This window comes from Aliidiomarina indica (genome assembly GCF_015354615.1).
Lineage (GTDB): Bacteria > Pseudomonadota > Gammaproteobacteria > Enterobacterales > Alteromonadaceae > Aliidiomarina > Aliidiomarina indica.
Genome location: NZ_JACAVQ010000001.1, coordinates 762,378 through 779,726 on the forward strand (window position 1 = coordinate 762,378; position 17,349 = coordinate 779,726).

At 49.6% G+C, this 17,349-nt stretch carries 17 protein-coding genes; 3 read left to right on the forward strand and 14 right to left on the reverse strand.

Annotated features, from left to right (window positions below; genetic code table 11):
• Window positions 1-13 precede the first annotated feature (13 nt).
• From HXZ99_RS03495 to HXZ99_RS03510, 4 genes are read right to left on the reverse strand one after another with little or no spacing between them, the layout of a single operon-like run.
• A complete protein-coding gene (locus tag HXZ99_RS03495; RefSeq protein WP_194755866.1) occupies window positions 14-940 on the reverse strand; it encodes a 5-oxoprolinase subunit C family protein in 927 nt (308 codons plus the stop codon).
• Window positions 937-1,701 carry a 5-oxoprolinase subunit PxpB gene (gene pxpB / locus HXZ99_RS03500; protein ID WP_194755867.1) on the reverse strand — a complete coding sequence of 255 codons (765 nt, stop codon included), beginning with the start codon at window positions 1,699-1,701 and terminating at the stop codon, window positions 937-939. Before pxpB ends, HXZ99_RS03495 begins: the two co-directional genes overlap by 4 nt.
• Window positions 1,698-2,471, reverse strand: coding sequence for a 5-oxoprolinase subunit PxpA (locus HXZ99_RS03505; protein WP_194755868.1), 774 nt, complete (start codon window positions 2,469-2,471; stop codon window positions 1,698-1,700). Before HXZ99_RS03505 ends, pxpB begins: the two co-directional genes overlap by 4 nt.
• Entirely contained in the window at window positions 2,468-2,908 is a 441-nt protein-coding gene (locus HXZ99_RS03510) for a hypothetical protein (RefSeq protein ID WP_194755869.1), read from the reverse strand. The genes HXZ99_RS03505 and HXZ99_RS03510 overlap by 4 nt, the downstream gene beginning before the upstream one ends.
• A gap of 136 nt (window positions 2,909-3,044) precedes the next feature.
• Here HXZ99_RS03510 and HXZ99_RS03515 point away from each other — a divergent pair, with 136 nt between their 5' ends.
• Entirely contained in the window at window positions 3,045-3,965 is a 921-nt protein-coding gene (locus tag HXZ99_RS03515) for a pirin family protein (protein WP_194755870.1), read from the forward strand.
• A gap of 37 nt (window positions 3,966-4,002) precedes the next feature.
• Here the strand turns inward: HXZ99_RS03515 and HXZ99_RS03520 are convergent, their stop codons facing one another.
• From HXZ99_RS03520 to HXZ99_RS03545, 6 genes are all read right to left on the reverse strand, one after another.
• Entirely contained in the window at window positions 4,003-4,941 is a 939-nt protein-coding gene (locus HXZ99_RS03520) for an alpha/beta fold hydrolase (RefSeq protein WP_194755871.1), read from the reverse strand.
• A gap of 107 nt (window positions 4,942-5,048) precedes the next feature.
• Window positions 5,049-5,861, reverse strand: coding sequence for a PhzF family phenazine biosynthesis protein (locus HXZ99_RS03525; RefSeq protein WP_194755872.1), 813 nt, complete (start codon window positions 5,859-5,861; stop codon window positions 5,049-5,051).
• 107 nt (window positions 5,862-5,968) lie between these two features.
• Window positions 5,969-6,721 (reverse strand): SDR family oxidoreductase, encoded by a 753-nt coding sequence (locus HXZ99_RS03530; RefSeq protein ID WP_194755873.1) that lies wholly within the window; start codon window positions 6,719-6,721, stop codon window positions 5,969-5,971.
• Window positions 6,722-6,735: 14 nt separating this feature from the next.
• Window positions 6,736-7,449: a histidine phosphatase family protein gene (locus HXZ99_RS03535; protein ID WP_194755874.1), complete on the reverse strand. Its 714-nt coding sequence runs from the start codon at window positions 7,447-7,449 to the stop codon at window positions 6,736-6,738.
• On the reverse strand, window positions 7,449-8,537 hold the full coding sequence (locus HXZ99_RS03540) for a phosphotransferase family protein (RefSeq protein WP_194755875.1): 1,089 nt from the start codon (window positions 8,535-8,537) through the stop codon (window positions 7,449-7,451). Before HXZ99_RS03540 ends, HXZ99_RS03535 begins: the two co-directional genes overlap by 1 nt.
• Window positions 8,534-9,769 (reverse strand): acyl-CoA dehydrogenase family protein, encoded by a 1,236-nt coding sequence (locus HXZ99_RS03545; protein ID WP_194755876.1) that lies wholly within the window; start codon window positions 9,767-9,769, stop codon window positions 8,534-8,536. Before HXZ99_RS03545 ends, HXZ99_RS03540 begins: the two co-directional genes overlap by 4 nt.
• Before the next feature lie 92 nt (window positions 9,770-9,861).
• Here HXZ99_RS03545 and HXZ99_RS03550 point away from each other — a divergent pair, with 92 nt between their 5' ends.
• Complete coding sequence (locus tag HXZ99_RS03550) at window positions 9,862-10,767, forward strand: LysR family transcriptional regulator (protein WP_194755877.1); 906 nt, start codon at window positions 9,862-9,864, stop codon at window positions 10,765-10,767.
• A 110-nt stretch (window positions 10,768-10,877) separates the two neighbouring features.
• On the opposite strand, the gene HXZ99_RS03555 is transcribed toward HXZ99_RS03550, so the two are convergent.
• Complete coding sequence (locus tag HXZ99_RS03555) at window positions 10,878-12,191, reverse strand: YncE family protein (protein ID WP_194755878.1); 1,314 nt, start codon at window positions 12,189-12,191, stop codon at window positions 10,878-10,880.
• A gap of 202 nt (window positions 12,192-12,393) precedes the next feature.
• On the opposite strand from HXZ99_RS03555, the gene HXZ99_RS03560 reads away from it, so the two are divergent.
• The gene (locus HXZ99_RS03560; protein ID WP_194755879.1) at window positions 12,394-13,176 is read left to right on the forward strand and encodes a hypothetical protein; all 783 of its coding nucleotides are present in this window, start codon (window positions 12,394-12,396) and stop codon (window positions 13,174-13,176) included.
• A 242-nt stretch (window positions 13,177-13,418) separates the two neighbouring features.
• Here the strand turns inward: HXZ99_RS03560 and sucD are convergent, their stop codons facing one another.
• From sucD to odhB, 3 genes are all read right to left on the reverse strand, one after another.
• Window positions 13,419-14,291 (reverse strand): succinate--CoA ligase subunit alpha, encoded by an 873-nt coding sequence (gene sucD, locus HXZ99_RS03565; RefSeq protein WP_194755880.1) that lies wholly within the window; start codon window positions 14,289-14,291, stop codon window positions 13,419-13,421.
• Entirely contained in the window at window positions 14,291-15,457 is a 1,167-nt protein-coding gene (gene sucC / locus HXZ99_RS03570) for an ADP-forming succinate--CoA ligase subunit beta (RefSeq protein ID WP_194755881.1), read from the reverse strand. Before sucC ends, sucD begins: the two co-directional genes overlap by 1 nt.
• A gap of 134 nt (window positions 15,458-15,591) precedes the next feature.
• Complete coding sequence (gene odhB / locus HXZ99_RS03575) at window positions 15,592-17,334, reverse strand: 2-oxoglutarate dehydrogenase complex dihydrolipoyllysine-residue succinyltransferase (protein WP_194755882.1); 1,743 nt, start codon at window positions 17,332-17,334, stop codon at window positions 15,592-15,594.
• Between the last annotated feature and the right edge of the window lie 15 nt (window positions 17,335-17,349).

The following is a 17,349-nucleotide window of genomic DNA, read 5'->3' on the forward strand; positions in this document are numbered from 1 at the left end:
TTATACGCGTTGCTTACAAGCCGAAAAAGCGAAGATAACGTCGCATCTGTTGCTGAGCTTCTGCAAGATGAATCGGCTTAAAACGAATTTTAGCGCCAGGGGCACATTGAGCCAGCTGAAAACCATCGAGCGGTAGGATATTTCCAAGCTTGGGGTAACCACCTAAGGTTTGTCGATCGTCGAGCATAATAATCGGTTGGCCATTTGCGGGTACCTGCACTGCCCCATAACTAATACCTTCCGACAGAAATTCACGTTCAGGCACCGCAATCGGCTCACCGGTTAAGCGCGCGCCCATCCGATTACTATCGTTGGATAGCGTAAACTCCTGCTGAAATACCTGCTTCCATGCCTCTTTCGAGAATTCGTGCTGTTGGTAGCCGGGCAATAAATGCAAGATAATTTGTTTGCCTAACTGGGGCAGATAATTCTGTGGAATTTGCCGGGAAATCCCCTCTTCCGACAAATGCTTACAGGGTAAATAGTCATCATCTTGCAACGGGCGGCCTTGCCCATGCACCCCGCCAAGCCGGTCCCGCATCACTGTGGCACGACTGCCGAGAATCGGTTGCGTGGTAAAACCGCCGCTTACGGCGAGATAAGCACGAAACCCATAGCGTGGCGTCCCGAATTTTAAACGATCCCCTTGGCGTACCCAGAAGCTGCGCCAAGGCACTTGCGGTTCGCCGTTCACAGTCAGGTTAAGATCGCCACCGGCAAGCGCTACCATGGTTTGGGTTTGCGCTTCCATTTCCAAACCACCTGCGGTAATTTCCAGCACCGCGGCATTTGCTTCGTTATCCAACAGCCGGTTTGCCCAGTACGCTGAACGCGCGTCTAATGGTCCGCCGCGTGTCACCCCAAGGTGCTGATAACCAAGCCGACCGGTGTCTTGCACCAAGGCTAAAATACCGCTTTTAAGAACCCGAAACCCTGTCATTGCTGCGCCCCCGATCTGGCCTTCTCGTTCTCTGCTAACAGATCTTCATAGGTTGCATAATCAATCGCGTAAAAACGTATGCGATCACCCACTTGCACCGGTGTCATTGGCTCGCGGTCGGCACGAAACCAGACAAACGGGCTGGCACCGATTAAATGCCAGCCGCCAGGGGATTCTAATGGGTATACCGCCGTTTGTTGCCCGGCAATACCAACAGCCCCTGCCGGCACATGGGTTCGTGGATTCTTCATTCGCGGTACTTGCAGCTGTTCATCTAGCGCCCCTAGATAGGCAAAGCCTGGCGCGAAGCCAAGGGCATACACCTGATAATCTTTGTCACTGTGTAAGGCAATGATGTCCTCAGCCGAAAGCTTGGTAAGGGCCATCACCGACTCAAGGTCTGGAGCACAGCGTGGGTCGTAGCAAACCGGCACCTTCACCAATTGTCCTGGGGTATCGGCATCAGTCGACCAAGGGCTACACAACCAAGGCACATCCTGACTTAACTGCTCCAACGCCTGCTCCAAATCAAAAGTACGCACGGCGCGGGGTTCATAATACACCAGCAAACTGGAGTATGCGGGAACCACCTCATGCACAACGTCGGCCAATTCGCTCAAAATACGTTGCCTTAATTGTGCTAAAAATCCCGGTAAGCAGGGATCCATGGTTTGCCCAAACTGCATCAAAAGCGCATCGACACCAGCAGCGGCAAAGGTTAATTCTGGGCGGTCGGTTAAAGGGCTCGATTCAGAACTCATAACGGCCCTCCTGATGTTGCTTGTTGATGTTCGTCTAAATACTGTCTGATTTTCCGCACGGCGGCTAGCGCCGAAGGCGTATCCCCATGCACGCATAGCGTATGGGCATTCAGTGAAATCACGGTACCATCAACGCTTGTTACCGAACCTTCTTGGGCAATTTGTAATGCTTGCTTGCTCATTGCATCAGCGCTTGCCAACACCGCTCCGGGCTGTGAACGGGGCACCAATGCACCATCGGCACGATAGGCGCGATCCGCAAATGCTTCGAACCACAAGGTAATACCGGCTGCATCGGCCATATCCTGCCAATGGGAAGGCTTAGGATGAGCGAGCATGACTAACGGCAATTGACTATCAAAGTGATTCACCGCTGCTAAAACGGCTGCAAAAGTTTGGTCGTTTTTCAACATATCGTGATACAGCGCCCCGTGGGGCTTTACGTAACGAATCTGGGTGTTGTGTTGCCGGCAAAAGGCTGACAGCGCGCCTAATTGATAAAGCACGGTCGCGGTCACTTCGGCCGGACTCAATGCCATAGAACGGCGGCCAAAGCCGACCAAATCGGGATAGCTAGGATGCGCCCCAATCCAGACGTGGTGCTGTGCCGCTAATGCCACAGTCCGTGCCATCACCATCGGGTCGCCGCCATGGAATCCACAGGCAATATTTGCGCAATCGATCAAAGGCATCATTTCAGCGTCATTGCCCATCGACCATGCACCGAAGCTTTCCCCTAAATCACAATTTAAGCGCAAGGATTTGCTCATTTGTCTGCTTTCCCCTTTGCGGACGCTTCAACTTTACTCGAAAAACGCACCTGCATGGCAAAGAACGCAAAAATCCCTAACCCCAACACCGCTAGCCACATGGTAGGCCATGCCAGATACCACACTCGGTGTTCAAAATAGATAGCCAGAGAGCCTATGGCACCAAAGGTCATCAACGCGGTACTCACCCACACCCCGTATTCAGACACTTTTTGTACCCAGTCGAGGCGCAATAAACCCGCTAAAGCACCGAGCATAATGCCCCAGGCTACGGGTGCAAAAACAGCATACCAACTCAGCTCCGTCGCCCGAATAAACGCCAATAAACTTTGTTCATCGGACAGTAAAAAGATAAGTCCGACCGGAGCGGTCACCAACGCAATAACACGTTGTATGTGTGGTCGTAACGACTGTCCAGGCTGTTCATTCTTTGCCATAATTCATTCCAATTTCATGAAAAATCACCCATGATGATGCCAGATACCCAATGGGAAAGAAACCAGACCAATGTCGTAGTTTTTGCTCTACAATTTTAAGGGCAAATCTGCGCTAAAACCTGCAGCCGGAGGAATCATGAGTACTCAGGATAAACACGCTACCTGTGCGCCCGAAGAAAGCCGGGGACGCCACCTCGCCAGCAAGGAAAGCCAACTGACTCCAGAGCTCAGCGTGGCCCGCATTCTGCCTCAACGGCAACAGCGAATGATTGGGCCATTTTGCTTTTTCGATCATTTTGGCCCCACCGAGCCGGATAAAACGGTCGAATTCGATATTCCCCCTCACCCTCATATCGGACTGCAAACCCTTTCTTGGCTGTGGTCAGGAACTATTCTCCACCTTGATAGTTTAGGGTATGAACAATGGCTACGCCCCGGTGAGGTAAATTTAATGACTTCCGGTAAAGGTTTATGCCACGCCGAAGTGATTCCAGCAGGTCGCCAGTCCAATGATTCCTTGCACGGTATTCAACTGTGGCTTGCGCTGCCTCCCGACCAAATGGATTGCGAGCCCGAATTTGAGCATGTTGCTGACCTTCCTAGCATTCGCTTTGGCGACTTTCAGGGAACACTTATTTTAGGCGAGCTCGATCAACACCATTCGGCAGTACCAACACGTTCCCCTGCGGTTGCGTTTGAGCTTGATGGCGAAGGTAACTGCGAGCTGCCCCTCAACCCTGAATTCGAATACCTGATATACGCGGGAAAAGGCTCTGTGTCGGTAAAAGAAGATACCATACAGACCCAAGAAGGTTATGTTGTCGGTCCGGGACAAACGTCTGTCGCTTTTTCAGGGGCGGGCAAGCTGTTTATTATCGGCGGCAAGCCCTTTGCACAACCAGTAAAAATGTTTTGGAACTTCGTGGCGATGGATGAAGACACACTGAAGCAAGCAGCGCGAGAATGGAATCTTGAAGATGAACGCTTTGGGACGGTCACCCAATATACCCAGTACGGCAGTGGCCCCGCCCGCTTGCGCAGTCCGAGCTGGGATTAGCTCGGAAATATAGCGCTTTTTAGGGCGAGTAAATACGTTAGAGTACTCGTCCTAAAAAGCGAACTAGTGCGTAATTCACCGCGTCAGGTTGCTCTAAATGGGGTGTATGACCTGCCCCGTCAACCGTTAAGAAGTTCACAATATGAGCATCTTCAATCACAGCTTCATGCTGCCGATAGGGCACGATCGTATCCTGGGTCCCCCACACTAACATCACCGGCATTCCGTTAGCTTTGGTCTGCCGATACCGGCTTGGATGATCTTCGGTGGTAAATGCGTAAAACGACGAGGTCAGTGCCCGCGTGAACCCCCTAAACTTCATTTGCGCCGCATAGGCTGCCTGCAAACTAGCCTGTTGTTCCGGACGTAGATAATCCGCCTCTAAACTTGCTCTTAACCCCGGTACATAAAATCCGGAAATCATATAATGCCCCATCCGTTCCGGCATCGGTGGTGGCTGCAACGGCTGATGTAAAGGCGCAATCAGTGCTGCCGCTTTAATCCGATCCGGATGCAAGGCTGCCGCGTGCATGGTAACGGCGCCGCCCATGGATAAGCCAACCACTTGCACCGGCTCATTAATAGCAAGGGCATCAAGTAACTCGATGAGCTGATCGACAAAAATCGCGTGGGTGTAGCGCACACGAGGACGATCCGAATAGCCGCGCCCAAATAAGTCGTAGCGAATCACTCGAAACCCTGCTTCCGCCAGAGCATCATCGGTATCGCCCCATACTTCTGAGGGGATACTAAAACCGTGAATCAGCACCACTACCGGACCATCCGAGGGGCCGCTCACATGGTAATGGGTATAACCTTGGCTGAGTTCAACAAACTGACCGGGGGCTTCCGCACGACGTTCGCTATTGAGCGTATACGACTCGTCGAAGTGCTTAAAATGGGAATAGAACACAAAAATCACCACCGCAATTAGCAGAGCGATGATGGAAAAACCAAACCAGCGTAAAACTCTCATGCGTATCGATCCTTATAGAGCAAGGTACGGTGTACCCTGCTTTGGTATGCGTCGGCAATGAACTCGGTAGAACGTTGCTTAGCCTTCACTAAGCGGCAAGCGCCTTACTAAAACACAATCTCATCAGGAATATTGAGCATTCCTTCACAAAAATCAGCGACCTGCCCCATCAAGTGGACTCGTTGGCTGTTCTTGTCGCTGGTAAACACTTCACATCGTAACTGTCCGCCTCGACGCGATAACTGCTTGGCGGTTAAGCTGGTTTTATCCAATTGAGCAGCCCAAAACGGCGCCAACTCACAATGTGCTGAACCGGTGACAGGATCTTCATTGACCCGTAATTTAGGGAAAAAGCAGCGACTGACAAAATCACAGTCATTGCCCGGTGCCGTAATGAGAACGCCGCGGCCATCAAGTTCACATAAGGTGGTAAAATTCGGCTTCACCGCCCGTACCGCCTCTTCAGATTCCAGCACCACGACGTAATCGTATGAAGCATAGACCGCTTTTGGAACAACACCTAATCCTTGCATTAAGGCTTGGGGCGGATCCACAGTCTCTGGCATAGACGCGGGGAAATCCATAGAATAGCCGCCGTCATGGCGTTGCACGCGAAGCTCGCCACTGCGGGTATAGAAGCAAATTTCCTGCTCGGGATAGTTTAAATGGGAGAAAATAACATGGGCTGTCGCAAGCGTTGCGTGGCCACACAAATCCACTTCCGCTTCCGGGGTAAACCAACGCAGCCGAAAGCCGGCTCCCTCAGGCACAAAGAAGGCCGTTTCAGAAAGGTTATTCTCGTCCGCAATGGCTTGTAACAACCCATCTTCTGGCCACGCACCCAATGGGCACACGGCCGCAGGATTGCCACCAAACACACGATCAGTAAACGCATCAACTTGATAAAGCTTAATATCCATATATCCCTCTAAACGCCATGATTGTTTGGCTATAGCCTAGCAAATGCTACTGTAAATTGTCGCAAAAATGAGCCGAATATCATGCACTCAGAGAGAAACTGCGACCTCTACCCTAGCTTTAATGTCTGTTTTAGTGGCAACCGCTTGAGCAAGAAAGCGACCAGGACCCACGGCCAGCCGGGCACGTATGCCTGCACTTTTTCTTTCTCAATAGCGCGCACCATACTGCGCACGCCGGGTACCGTATCGCACATAAAAGGCGTGTTCTTCACTTTTTCATTAATTTCAGAACGAATGAATCCAGGTAAAATACAACTGGTTTTAATGGGGCTATTTTGGCGCATTAAATCGGCGCGAATCCCTTCGGTTAAGTTCACCAAAGCGGCTTTGCTTGACGCATAAGCAGTGAGCGCTCGGGGCATTCCGCGCAACGCACTAATTGAGGCGATGGTAACTAAATGGCCTGATTTCTGTTCGTAGAAGATCTCCAAAGCAGCCTCACATTGGGCTAACGCCGCAATGTAGTTCGTTTCTGCCGTCATCTTATTGTACTTAAACAAGCCGGTTCCCAGCGGGCCACCTTTACCCATACCTGCATTTACAATAATACGGTCGATACTGCCAAACTCTTGCTTAAATTCTGCAAATACTCGAAACACGGCATCGTGATCGTTCACATCGAGGGCTTTTAACGACACCTGAATGTTCGGATATTGCGTTTCTAGTTCTTGCTTGAGCGACTCAAGACGCTCGGTACGCCGTGCGCACAAGCCTAAATTACGCCCTAACGCCGCAAACTGACGGGCCATCTCGGCACCTAAGCCGGAACTTGCGCCGGTAATTACAATTGTTTTTCTCATGGGGATAACCTTACTTAACGGTAGGTGAGTAAATGCTTATTGCGCCCACTCACATGCGTATGCTCGTTTAAACTAATTAGCTTGCGGTCCACATCACCGGAGCCTTTCGCTTTACATAGAAAGCGTGAAAACCCACTGTTTACCAACTGGGCGTTAATTGTCATCATATTGGGGATGGGTAAGCCCATAGCACCCGCGGCAGAGAGCGCGATGGGCCCGCCTGAGGTCATCACCAAAATACGCTTATGGGAAAGCCAATCTCTCAAACGCTGCCAGGCTAGTTCGACACGGGCTACAAATTGCGGCCAAGATTCGGGGTATTCATCGTCGTGGGCCCCGCTTTGCCAACGTCGCACCGATTGCAGAAAAATAGTCATCACATCATCGGGACTAATTTGCGGCGTACCATCACTGGCAAAGAGTTTTTGCAGTTCCGGTTGGGCATTGCCTAAGGTGCGCATAATGGCGCGATGATCAAACTCGTTCCAGGTGGGATCGGAAATAACATTTACCTCTCGCAAATCATCGCCATAGCCGTCCACGAGGGCATCTAATGACTGTTGATGACGCTTTAAGGTTCCCCGCACCAAGATATCGAAGCTTTCTTCCTGCGCTGCGAGTTGCGCGCCTAACTGCTGCAACTGCTGGTAGCCGATGTCAGAAAGGTTATCGTAATCCGCGGTTCCAAATGATGCCTGACCATGTCGAACCAAGGTCACTAAAGCCATTAACGCTCCCGTCTTCGTTGTTTTATCAGGCGCTTACAGCGCCAATGTAAATAATGCACTATCAACCAAAAATTTTTGAACGCCGGATTGCGCGTTTGCTTGTGGTGATAGCGATAGTAAATTTGTTGGGCAATAACAGATAATCGAAATAAGCCAAACACTTCGTAGAATGTCATATCAACATTCTTAATACCCATCTGCTCGCAGTAATAATCAATCACTTCTTGGCGGCTGAACATCCCTTTTAAATGGGTCGGCTGACGCCGAGTCGCCTGCGCAATTCGATCGTCGTCGGCTTGCACCCAATAAGCAAGCATATTACCCAGTTCCACCAAGGGATCACCTATCGTCGCCAGTTCCCAATCTAACACAGCCAGAATTTCTGTGGGATCTTCTGGATTAAGGATTAGGTTATCGAAGCGAAAATCATTATGGGTTAAACACAAACGTTCTTGGGTCGGTTTGTTCTCGCGTAGCCATCGTTTAATGCCTTTGGCACTGGGTACATTCCATGTTTTTGCTTTGTCATAACGGCCAATCCAGCCTTCTACTTGGCGCTCAATGTAGCCGCCGCCTTTGCCCATACTTTCCAAGCCTGCGGCAACATAGTTCACCTGATGAAGCGCAATTAACTGGTCAATCATGGCGGTACACAACTGGCGAACTTGAGCTTCGCTGAGATTGAGTTCACGCGGCATATTCTTGCGCGGAATAATCCCCTCTATCCGCTCCATCACATAAAAATCGACCCCAATTAATGATGTATCCTCGCAGTAACCCACCATTTTAGGGACCACTGGATAGTGCTTTTTCAACATCAATTGCAAGTCGTGCTCTCGCTGCATATTGTGCGCCGACTTTGCTTTCGTGCCCGCTGGAGGCCGTCGCAGAATTAAATCAGCGTTGGTATAGGCTAAACGATAAGTCCAATTCGAGGCACCGCCGGGAAACTGGGTTAACTCAGGCTGACCTGTAATGTCAGGTCGACGTTGTTTAATCCATTGATCAACAGCATCGAGATCAAATTGTTCCTCGGCACGTACCTCCACGCCGCGGTCAATTACTGCACTCGCTTTCTTATTGCTCATGAACCATCACCTTTGGTTCGGTATTTACGCAACTCCTGGCGTAATACCATCGCTTGATGCACTTCATCGGGACCATCAGCGAGTCGTAAGGCTCGCGCAATAGCATAGAAGCCTGTAAGTGGGTGATCATGACTCAAACCACCTCCGCCATACATTTGAATGGCATCGTCGACCACGTTCTGTAACACGGTCGGTACCACCGCTTTAATCCCAGCGATTTCACTGGCCGCAGCGCGCACGCCTTGGTTATCAATCACGCCTGCAGTATACAAAGTGTAGAGGCGCGCTTGGTCGATCGCCATTCGATGTTTTGCAATACGCGTACCGTTATCACCAAGTTTAAGTAAAGGCTGCCCAAACGCCACCCGCTGCATGCCACGTTGTATCATTAATTCCAAACAACGTTCGGCGGCACCTAAGGCCCGCATGCAATGATGGATTCGCCCCGGACCCAAACGCCCTTGGGCAATCGCAAACCCGTATCCGAGACCGCCAATAACATTAGATTTCGGAACCCGCACCTGATTGAAACTCACCTCCCCATGCCCATAAGGAGCATCGTAGTCACCAAAAACTGGCAACATACGTTCAATAGTAACCCCGGGGGCATCAAGGGGGACCAACACCATGGTATGACGTTTATGGCGCTCAGCATCGGGATCCGTTAATCCCATCACAATGGCAATTTTCGCATCCGGATGTCCTAAACCTGTAGTCCACCATTTGCGCCCGTGAATCACAACGTCGTCACCATCGGCGGTTATACGCGTTTCCATGTTGGTTGCATCGGAACTAGCCACTTGCGGTTCGGTCATTGCAAAAACGGAACGAATTTCGCCCTGTAACAAGGGCTGCAACCAGGTTTTTCGCTGTGCATCACTGCCGTAATGGTAAAGCACTTCCATATTGCCGGTATCTGGTGCATTACAATTAAAAATCTCAGGCGCAATAAATGAGCGGCCCATATGTTCAGCTAATGGTGCGTAATCTAAAGTACTTAAGCCCTGCCCGAGTCGTGCGTCAGGCAAAAACAAATTCCACAATCCCTCGCCCTTGGCTTTCTCTTTTAAGGCGAGAATGTCCTCAGGAACTGACCATTCCCGCCAATTGCCGTGCCCCTGATCGCGCAGGATGCGCTGCATAATCTCAGCTTCGACCGGCTCGATGTGCTCTGCCATAAAGGCTTTTACACGGCTTAGATACTGTTGCGACAACTCTGAACGTCCGAACATAGGAATTCCTGTGCAAAAAGATAGAGAAATAGGTTGGCTCATCCTACGAAGTTTCTTAACATGAATGAAGTGAATTTTATTAACGGACTAACATGAATCTAATTCATCTTAAAACAGACCTAAACCTATTGCGGGTATTGGCGGCTATTTATCGCGAGCGTCAGTTAAGCCGCGCTGCCGTGGAACTCTCTCTCACCCCTTCGGCGATTAGTCATGCATTGCGACGATTGCGTGAACAATTTGATGATCCATTATTTGTGCGCCATGGTCGCGTGTTACGCCCCACCGCGCTGTGCGATAAAATTGCCCCCGACGTGCATGAACTCCTAATGCGCATGCAAGGGGTCATTGAAAGTGGTCGTCATTTTAATCCAGCGGATACCCGGCGTAGTTTTCGATTAGGCATTCCTGAGGCTATCGAAGCCGAAATATTTCCTCGGATTTTTCGTGAAATCATCCGTTTTGCTCCCCATGCTCGGGTTGAGAGTATCGCTATACCCCACGCCCAACTCGGCGATTTCCTATTAAACCGGCAGGCGGATCTTGCCATTGACGTGCCGCTTCCTCTTGCAGCACCAGTGCACCAACGGCCTTTGTATGCGGAAGATTTTGTTGTATTGGGCAAACGTGATAACAAACAGCTTCTTACTAAAGATCGGTATTTGGCGGCCCAGCATATCGCTGTGTCAGCGCGGGCAAAAGGCACTGTACTTGAAGACTATTTGCTGCGTGAGTTAGGTGTTGAGCGGCGTTTAGCTATGCGCGTGCAAAGCTATCAAACCGCTGGTCATTTGGTTTCCATTAGCGGACATTATCTCACCTTGCCACGACGCATCGCCGAACGCTTAGTGACGCAATTTTCAGTTCGTTTGTGGGAGATGCCGGTGGAGATTCAAGTCGCCACCCGCTTGCAAATGTATTGGCATGACGCCCATGCCACAGATCCGGCCTTACAATGGCTATTCCAACGCGTACACGATGTTCTAGCAAGTGAGTAACCAACGCACTAGCAGCCAATAAAAAACCGCGACCCCCTCCATGAGAGAGCCGCGGCTACACACACACCAAACACCGCTAGTCGCGCTGCTTAGTCACACAACAAGGTCACTTAGTGATTGTGGTCGTCTTCTTCGAGGAATCCATGCCAGCTGACACCGGCAGGCGAAAATTCCAGAGAAATTCGGTCTTCCACCAGACCATCATGCAAATCCACAATAATCACTTCTTGCGCAAGTGGATCGGTAATAAATGCGTCATGGCTAATTGGGCTAAAGGCCATCGTCGGGGCATGCTCGCCCATTTCATCAATCACATGCATTTCACTTTGAATTTCGTAATGGTCCGTTCGGAAACGAACGATGGTGAGATGGCCTGTGCTATCTAAAATGGCAAAGCGGTTACCACTATAATTAAAGCCAGCAGCATGGATGTGCGCATCAGCATTTTCTTCCCCGCGCCATTCGATATGATGCATGTCACCATCATCTAAATGTAACCAATACAATTCGTGACCCGCACGGCCGACAAAGTTCTGAGTGTTGTCGTGCGCATAAATGGTACCTACGCGGCTATTCGCTTCGGTTATTGATGCTGGGTTTGCCAATTTTGCAGCGGTAAAGCCAGCATCATCTTCAGTAATGACTAACACGCCATCACGGCAGCCAAAAGTGACATATACACTTGTTACCGCACTTCCGTGCAAACCAAGACAGGGCTCTTCAAAACGCTGAACAAAATCAAAGTGATCGCTGTGACGCTCATAAACTTCTACGAAATCTGGCAGCACACCATCAACGTCAGCGCTGCGATAGCTTACAAACAAATCATTACCACGAATCTCTGCTGCTCCATGCTGATTGCGCTCTAGCTCAAGAGACGCCAACACGCGACCTTCACTCAAGCTGTGGTCACTTAACGCGTCAACTTTTGCAGGCACGCCAGAAACACCATCAAAGAACACAGCACCGCGAGTTTCAAACCAATCATAGTGGGTCGGTAATTCACCGAAGAGTTGGAAATCAATCAGTGATGGATCATGTTCGTGATAGTGACCATGATCACCATGCGCTTCTGTTTCAAACCCACTATCAATAAAGCTGACCACGCCTGCGCTACGCTCAATGGCGATAGCATAACGGTAGCCCGGGCTTGGATAGATACGCGCCGCCGGACCGGTAAGATGGAAATCCGCAATAATGACTTCGTCGTGCAGATCCAATACATATGCATGATCCGAGTCATGTGAAGTGAATACCAAACGTCCCGAACGATCGTGATCATCACCATGGTCATGGCCGTCACCTCCACCGACCGGTGGGTTGGTTAACTCGACTGAAAGATTCTCGCCACAAGCCGAGAGTGTGAGTGCGGCTGCTACCGCGAGTGCACTCATTTTGATTGCCGGTAAAGTCGTTAACTTCATATTCATCGCTTCCCTAGTTCTTCATCATATTTGCCGGTGAATCGACATAGCATTATCGAATGCAGTAATGTTATAAGATAACATATTAAATAACAAATAATAATTTTAACAATTGGTCGTCCATTCTGGTGCTTTCAGCGTAAGAGTTGTTCTATACTGTCAATGTTGGTTAAAAATCATCCACGAGAATGGGTTAAGAGCAATGGTGATATCTCAGTCAGTCTCAACGACGCTGCGTTTGGCACTGGTCGCTTCGGTAGCGTTCTTCATGAGCGCCTGTATTCCTGTGCGTCAAAATGTGGTGATTGTGCCGCAGACTACGGGCTCGGTGTGGGCCGCAGAAACCGGACAACCGCTCGGTAACATCGCGCTACAAGCACATTTACGGGAAAGCAAAATTTATCCAGACACGCCGATTTTAAGTGAGTCGGTTGGCCCGTTTTTGATTCCATTATGGGAGGAAGAGCGCACCGATTGGCGCTTGCCCACAGTTGGCGGCACCTATCGTGAGGGCTATTTACTGGAAGCGCGACATCAAGATTATGCGCCGGCGTATATGCACGTTGCTTTTATTCATCCGTTTGAGCGACAAGCGGATGGCTTTCCTGTATTCGTCTACACCGAACATATGGAATTGCCCGACACCATCGCTGAATGCCCACCGCGGATGGCCACCGCTCATGCGTGGACACTCGCCAATGATCTGCCCCGCTTAGCTGAAGAAACTTGGTTCCAAGAGATCTTTGTCCGCCATGGCGCTCAGGTTCATATGCTGGATGAATACTTCAGTACTACCCTCGGCCATTTCTACCGCAGTTGTGGCATTAGCTCTCAGGATCAGCAAGCGATTAATCAGGTATATCGCAGGGGCGTGGAATTGCTGTTACAAAATGAAGCCTACTTGCACACCGAATCAGTCTCAAGCAATGCAAATCCCCGTCGGGGCGCGGGTGGCATTAATGATTTCTCAACGATTCGCGAGTAGCCAACGCATTGCGTTGGTTACGTGCTATCAGCGCATCGCAGGTGGTTTCTCGATACCAACGCATTGCGTTGGTTACGTGCTATCAGCGCATCGGGGGTGGTTTCTCGATACCAACGCGGTGCGTTAGGCAGGGTTGCGTTAAACGAGCAAGGTTTGGCAATAGACTCTATCGAGAATATTACACAAAAAAACGGCCCTATAAGAGGGCCGTTTTTATATGCTTAAGACAATCTAGCTGGTGACTACCAACCTGTCTTTTCACGCAACGCAGCGCCGATATCAGCAAGGCTACGTACGGTTTTCACACCAGCTGCTTCCAGAGCTGCAAATTTCTCGTCTGCAGTTCCTTTACCGCCAGAGATAATGGCACCGGCGTGGCCCATACGCTTCCCTGGAGGAGCCGTTACGCCCGCAATGTAAGAAACCACAGGCTTAGTGACATTGTTCTTGATGAACTCAGCCGCTTCTTCTTCTGCAGTACCGCCGATTTCGCCGATCATCACGATGGCTTCAGTCTTCGGATCTTTCTCGAACATCTCAAGGATATCGATAAAGTTTGAACCAGGAATTGGATCGCCGCCGATACCTACACAAGTAGACTGACCAAAACCTTCGTCGGTAGTTTGCTTCACAGCTTCATAGGTTAGAGTACCTGAACGTGAAACGATACCTACGCGACCTGGCTTGTGAATATGACCTGGCATGATACCAATCTTACACTCACCCGGGGTGATAACACCTGGGCAGTTTGGACCAATCATGCGCACACCTTTGTGCGTCAGGTACTCTTTCACATACAGCATATCTAAGGTAGGAATACCTTCGGTAATGCACACAATCAGTTCGATGCCAGCATCGGCAGCTTCAATGATTGAGTCTTTACAGAAAGGTGCTGGTACGTAAATAACTGATGCTGTTGCACCTGTTTTCGCAACCGCTTCTTTTACCGTGTTGAATACCGGTAAACCTAAGTGTGTTTGACCACCTTTACCAGGGGTTACACCACCGACCATCTGCGTACCATAAGCAATGGCTTGCTCAGAATGGAAGGTACCTTGTCCACCCGTAAAACCTTGGCAGATAACTTTTGTATTCTTATCGATCAAAATAGACATTATTGACCTCCCGCTGCAGCAACAACTTTCTGTGCTGCGTCAGTCAAACTGGTAGCCGCTTCAATGTTCAAGCCACTTTCAGCCAATTTCTGCGTACCCAATTCAGCGTTGTTACCTTCGAGGCGAACCACCACAGGAACCTTCACGCCTACTTCTTCAACTGCGCCGATAATCCCTTCTGCGATCATGTCACAACGCACGATACCGCCGAAGATGTTTACGAATACAGCTTTTACTTTGTCATCCGACAAAATGATCTTAAATGCTTCAGATACGCGCTCTTTGGTCGCACCACCACCTACATCAAGGAAGTTCGCTGGCTCACCGCCGCTCAACTTCACGATGTCCATGGTACCCATGGCCAAACCAGCACCATTCACCATGCAGCCGATATTGCCATCTAGAGCAACGTAGTTCAGCTCAAACTTCGCAGCATGGGCTTCACGGGCATCTTCTTGTGAAGGATCGTGCATTTCTTTGATTTTTGGCTGACGGTACATAGCATTGCTATCGATATTGATTTTGCCATCCAAGCAATGCAAGTTGCCTTCGTCGGTGATGACCAACGGGTTAATTTCTAACAGCGCGAAATCATACTGTTCGAACATTTTTGCCAAGCCTAAGAAGATCTTAGTGAACTGCTTCACTTGATCAGGGTTTAAGCCCAACTGGAATGCTAAATCACGGCCTTGGAAAGGTTGTGGACCAACGGTTGGGTCGATAATCGCCTTCAAGATCTTCTCTGGCGTTTCTTCCGCAACTTTCTCGATCTCCACACCACCTTCTGTCGATGCCATGAATACAATTTTACGGGTCGCACGGTCTACAACCGCACCAAGATAAAGCTCTTGGGCGATATCAGTGCAGCTCTCAACTAAAATTTTAGCAACTGGCTGACCGTTTGCGTCTGTTTGATACGTCACTAAGTTTTTACCAACCCAGTGCTCAGCGAATGCACGTACTTCATCGTGGCTGCTCACCAGCTTTACGCCGCCCGCTTTACCGCGGCCACCAGCGTGAACCTGACATTTAACAACCCACTTGTCGCCGCCAATCTTTTTGGCCGCTTCGACAGCTTCTTCAGGAGTGTCTACAGCGAAGCCTTCTGATACTGGCAAGCCGAACTCTCTGAAAAGCTGTTTTGCTTGATACTCATGCAAATTCATGATGCTTTTTCCGTTTGTTCATTCAAAACGAAAGCAGCCGACGGCTGCTTACCCGAATTTTCGCGCGGGATTATACGTGTTTTACCGCGCAAATGACAGCGGCAGCATGTAATAGGCTGCCGCTTTTAGTGCTATTAGATATCCAACAACAGACGCTGTGGATCTTCCAGCAAGTTCTTCACGGTCACCAAGAAGCCTACCGACTCTTTACCGTCGACAATGCGGTGATCGTAGGACAGCGCAAGATACATCATTGGCAAGATTTCAACTTTGCCATCAACCGCCATAGGACGATCTTGAATCTTATGCATGCCCAAGATGGCACTTTGTGGTGGGTTTAAAATAGGCGTTGATAACAACGAACCAAATACCCCACCGTTGGTAATAGTGAAGTTACCGCCCTGCATTTCATCGAGGGTTAACTTACCATCACGGCCTTTAATCGCCAGATCTCTGATGCCTTGCTCAATTTCTGCCAAGCTCAATTTATCGCAATCACGCAGCACCGGAGTTACCAAACCACGAGGTGTCGATACCGCAATGCTAACGTCAAAATAATTGTGATAAACGATGTCATCGCCATCGATTGATGCATTCACTTCAGGGAAACGCTTTAAGGCTTCTACAACAGATTTCACGTAGAACGACATAAAGCCTAAACGAATACCATGACGGTCTTCGAATTCTTTTTGGTACGTCTTACGCAAATCCATAATCGGCTTCATGTTCACTTCATTGAAGGTGGTTAACATGGCCGTCGAGTTTTTCGCTTCAAGCAGACGCTTCGCAATGGTTTTGCGCAAACGGGTCATAGGCACACGTTTTTGAGTGCGATCACCGGATACGGCTTGCTGGCTGCTTGTCGACTTGCTCTCTGTTTTACTTTCCGATTTTTTGTCACCGGCAGACTTCACGTGTTTCTCCACATCTTCTTTGGTAATACGACCATCTTTGCCCGTGCCTTTTACAGCGCTTGCCGACAAATCGTGTTCTGCCAATAAACGACGCACCGATGGGCTCACTGCATCAGAACCGCGATCTGCATCGCCATCGTCGTCACCATTAGAATCGTCAGAGTCGTCAGAATCGTCTGCATCGTCGTTAGGCGTAGCTGACGGCGAACCGCCTTTACTAATTTTACCAATCACATCTTTCGCACCAACATTGGCGCCTTCGTCATGAATGATTTCGGCCAACACGCCATCGGCCTCAGCAACCACTTCAAGAACAACTTTATCGGTTTCGATATCAACTAGGTTTTGATCCCGAGTTACTTTTTCACCCGCTTTTACGTGCCAGGTCGCGATAGTTGCTTCCGATACCGATTCTGGAAGTTCTGGTACTTTTACTTCGATAGACTCGCCCGAATCGTCTGAACTGTCGTCAGATTTTTTATCATCTTTTTTGGATTTCGAGTCTTTCTTATCCGAATCGTCTTTGTCATCCGAGTCGTCTTTGTCATCGGAATCGTCTTTGTCATCGGAATCGTCTTTGTCATCGGAATCGTCTTTGTCATCGGAATCGTCATCCGAGTCGTCTTTCTTGTCCGACTTATCTTTTTTGTCCGACTTATCTTTTTTGTCGGACTTGTCTTTCTTGTCAGAATCGTCGCTCTTCTCTTTTTTCTCAGAGCCACCGTCGCCTTCATCGATACTACCGATAACTTCTTGGCTTTTCACAGTATCGCCTTCTTGCGCGCTGATTTTTCCAATCACGCCGTCTGCCTCAGCAACGACTTCAAGCACAACTTTATCGGTTTCGATATCCACCAGGTTTTGGTCACGGCTTACAGTATCGCCTTCCTTCACATGCCAAGTTGCGATAGTTCCGTCCGCTACGGATTCTGGTAATTCGGGTACTTTGATTTCAATCGCCATGATTAAGTCTCACCT

Excerpts from the sequence above, each read along its gene's own strand:
- HXZ99_RS03495 (WP_194755866.1), bottom strand. The coding sequence starts at position 940 with ATGACAGGGTTTCGGGTTCTTAAAAGCGGTATTTTAGCCTTGGTGCAA.
- pxpB (WP_194755867.1), bottom strand. The coding sequence starts at position 1,701 with ATGAGTTCTGAATCGAGCCCTTTAACCGACCGCCCAGAATTAACCTTT.
- HXZ99_RS03505 (WP_194755868.1), bottom strand. The coding sequence starts at position 2,471 with ATGAGCAAATCCTTGCGCTTAAATTGTGATTTAGGGGAAAGCTTCGGT.
- HXZ99_RS03510 (WP_194755869.1), bottom strand. The coding sequence starts at position 2,908 with ATGGCAAAGAATGAACAGCCTGGACAGTCGTTACGACCACACATACAA.
- HXZ99_RS03515 (WP_194755870.1), top strand. The coding sequence starts at position 3,045 with ATGAGTACTCAGGATAAACACGCTACCTGTGCGCCCGAAGAAAGCCGG.
- HXZ99_RS03520 (WP_194755871.1), bottom strand. The coding sequence starts at position 4,941 with ATGAGAGTTTTACGCTGGTTTGGTTTTTCCATCATCGCTCTGCTAATT.
- HXZ99_RS03525 (WP_194755872.1), bottom strand. The coding sequence starts at position 5,861 with ATGGATATTAAGCTTTATCAAGTTGATGCGTTTACTGATCGTGTGTTT.
- HXZ99_RS03530 (WP_194755873.1), bottom strand. The coding sequence starts at position 6,721 with ATGAGAAAAACAATTGTAATTACCGGCGCAAGTTCCGGCTTAGGTGCC.
- HXZ99_RS03535 (WP_194755874.1), bottom strand. The coding sequence starts at position 7,449 with ATGGCTTTAGTGACCTTGGTTCGACATGGTCAGGCATCATTTGGAACC.
- HXZ99_RS03540 (WP_194755875.1), bottom strand. The coding sequence starts at position 8,537 with ATGAGCAATAAGAAAGCGAGTGCAGTAATTGACCGCGGCGTGGAGGTA.
- HXZ99_RS03545 (WP_194755876.1), bottom strand. The coding sequence starts at position 9,769 with ATGTTCGGACGTTCAGAGTTGTCGCAACAGTATCTAAGCCGTGTAAAA.
- HXZ99_RS03550 (WP_194755877.1), top strand. The coding sequence starts at position 9,862 with ATGAATCTAATTCATCTTAAAACAGACCTAAACCTATTGCGGGTATTG.
- HXZ99_RS03555 (WP_194755878.1), bottom strand. The coding sequence starts at position 12,191 with ATGAAGTTAACGACTTTACCGGCAATCAAAATGAGTGCACTCGCGGTA.
- HXZ99_RS03560 (WP_194755879.1), top strand. The coding sequence starts at position 12,394 with ATGGTGATATCTCAGTCAGTCTCAACGACGCTGCGTTTGGCACTGGTC.
- sucD (WP_194755880.1), bottom strand. The coding sequence starts at position 14,291 with ATGTCTATTTTGATCGATAAGAATACAAAAGTTATCTGCCAAGGTTTT.
- sucC (WP_194755881.1), bottom strand. The coding sequence starts at position 15,457 with ATGAATTTGCATGAGTATCAAGCAAAACAGCTTTTCAGAGAGTTCGGC.
- odhB (WP_194755882.1), bottom strand. The coding sequence starts at position 17,334 with ATGGCGATTGAAATCAAAGTACCCGAATTACCAGAATCCGTAGCGGAC.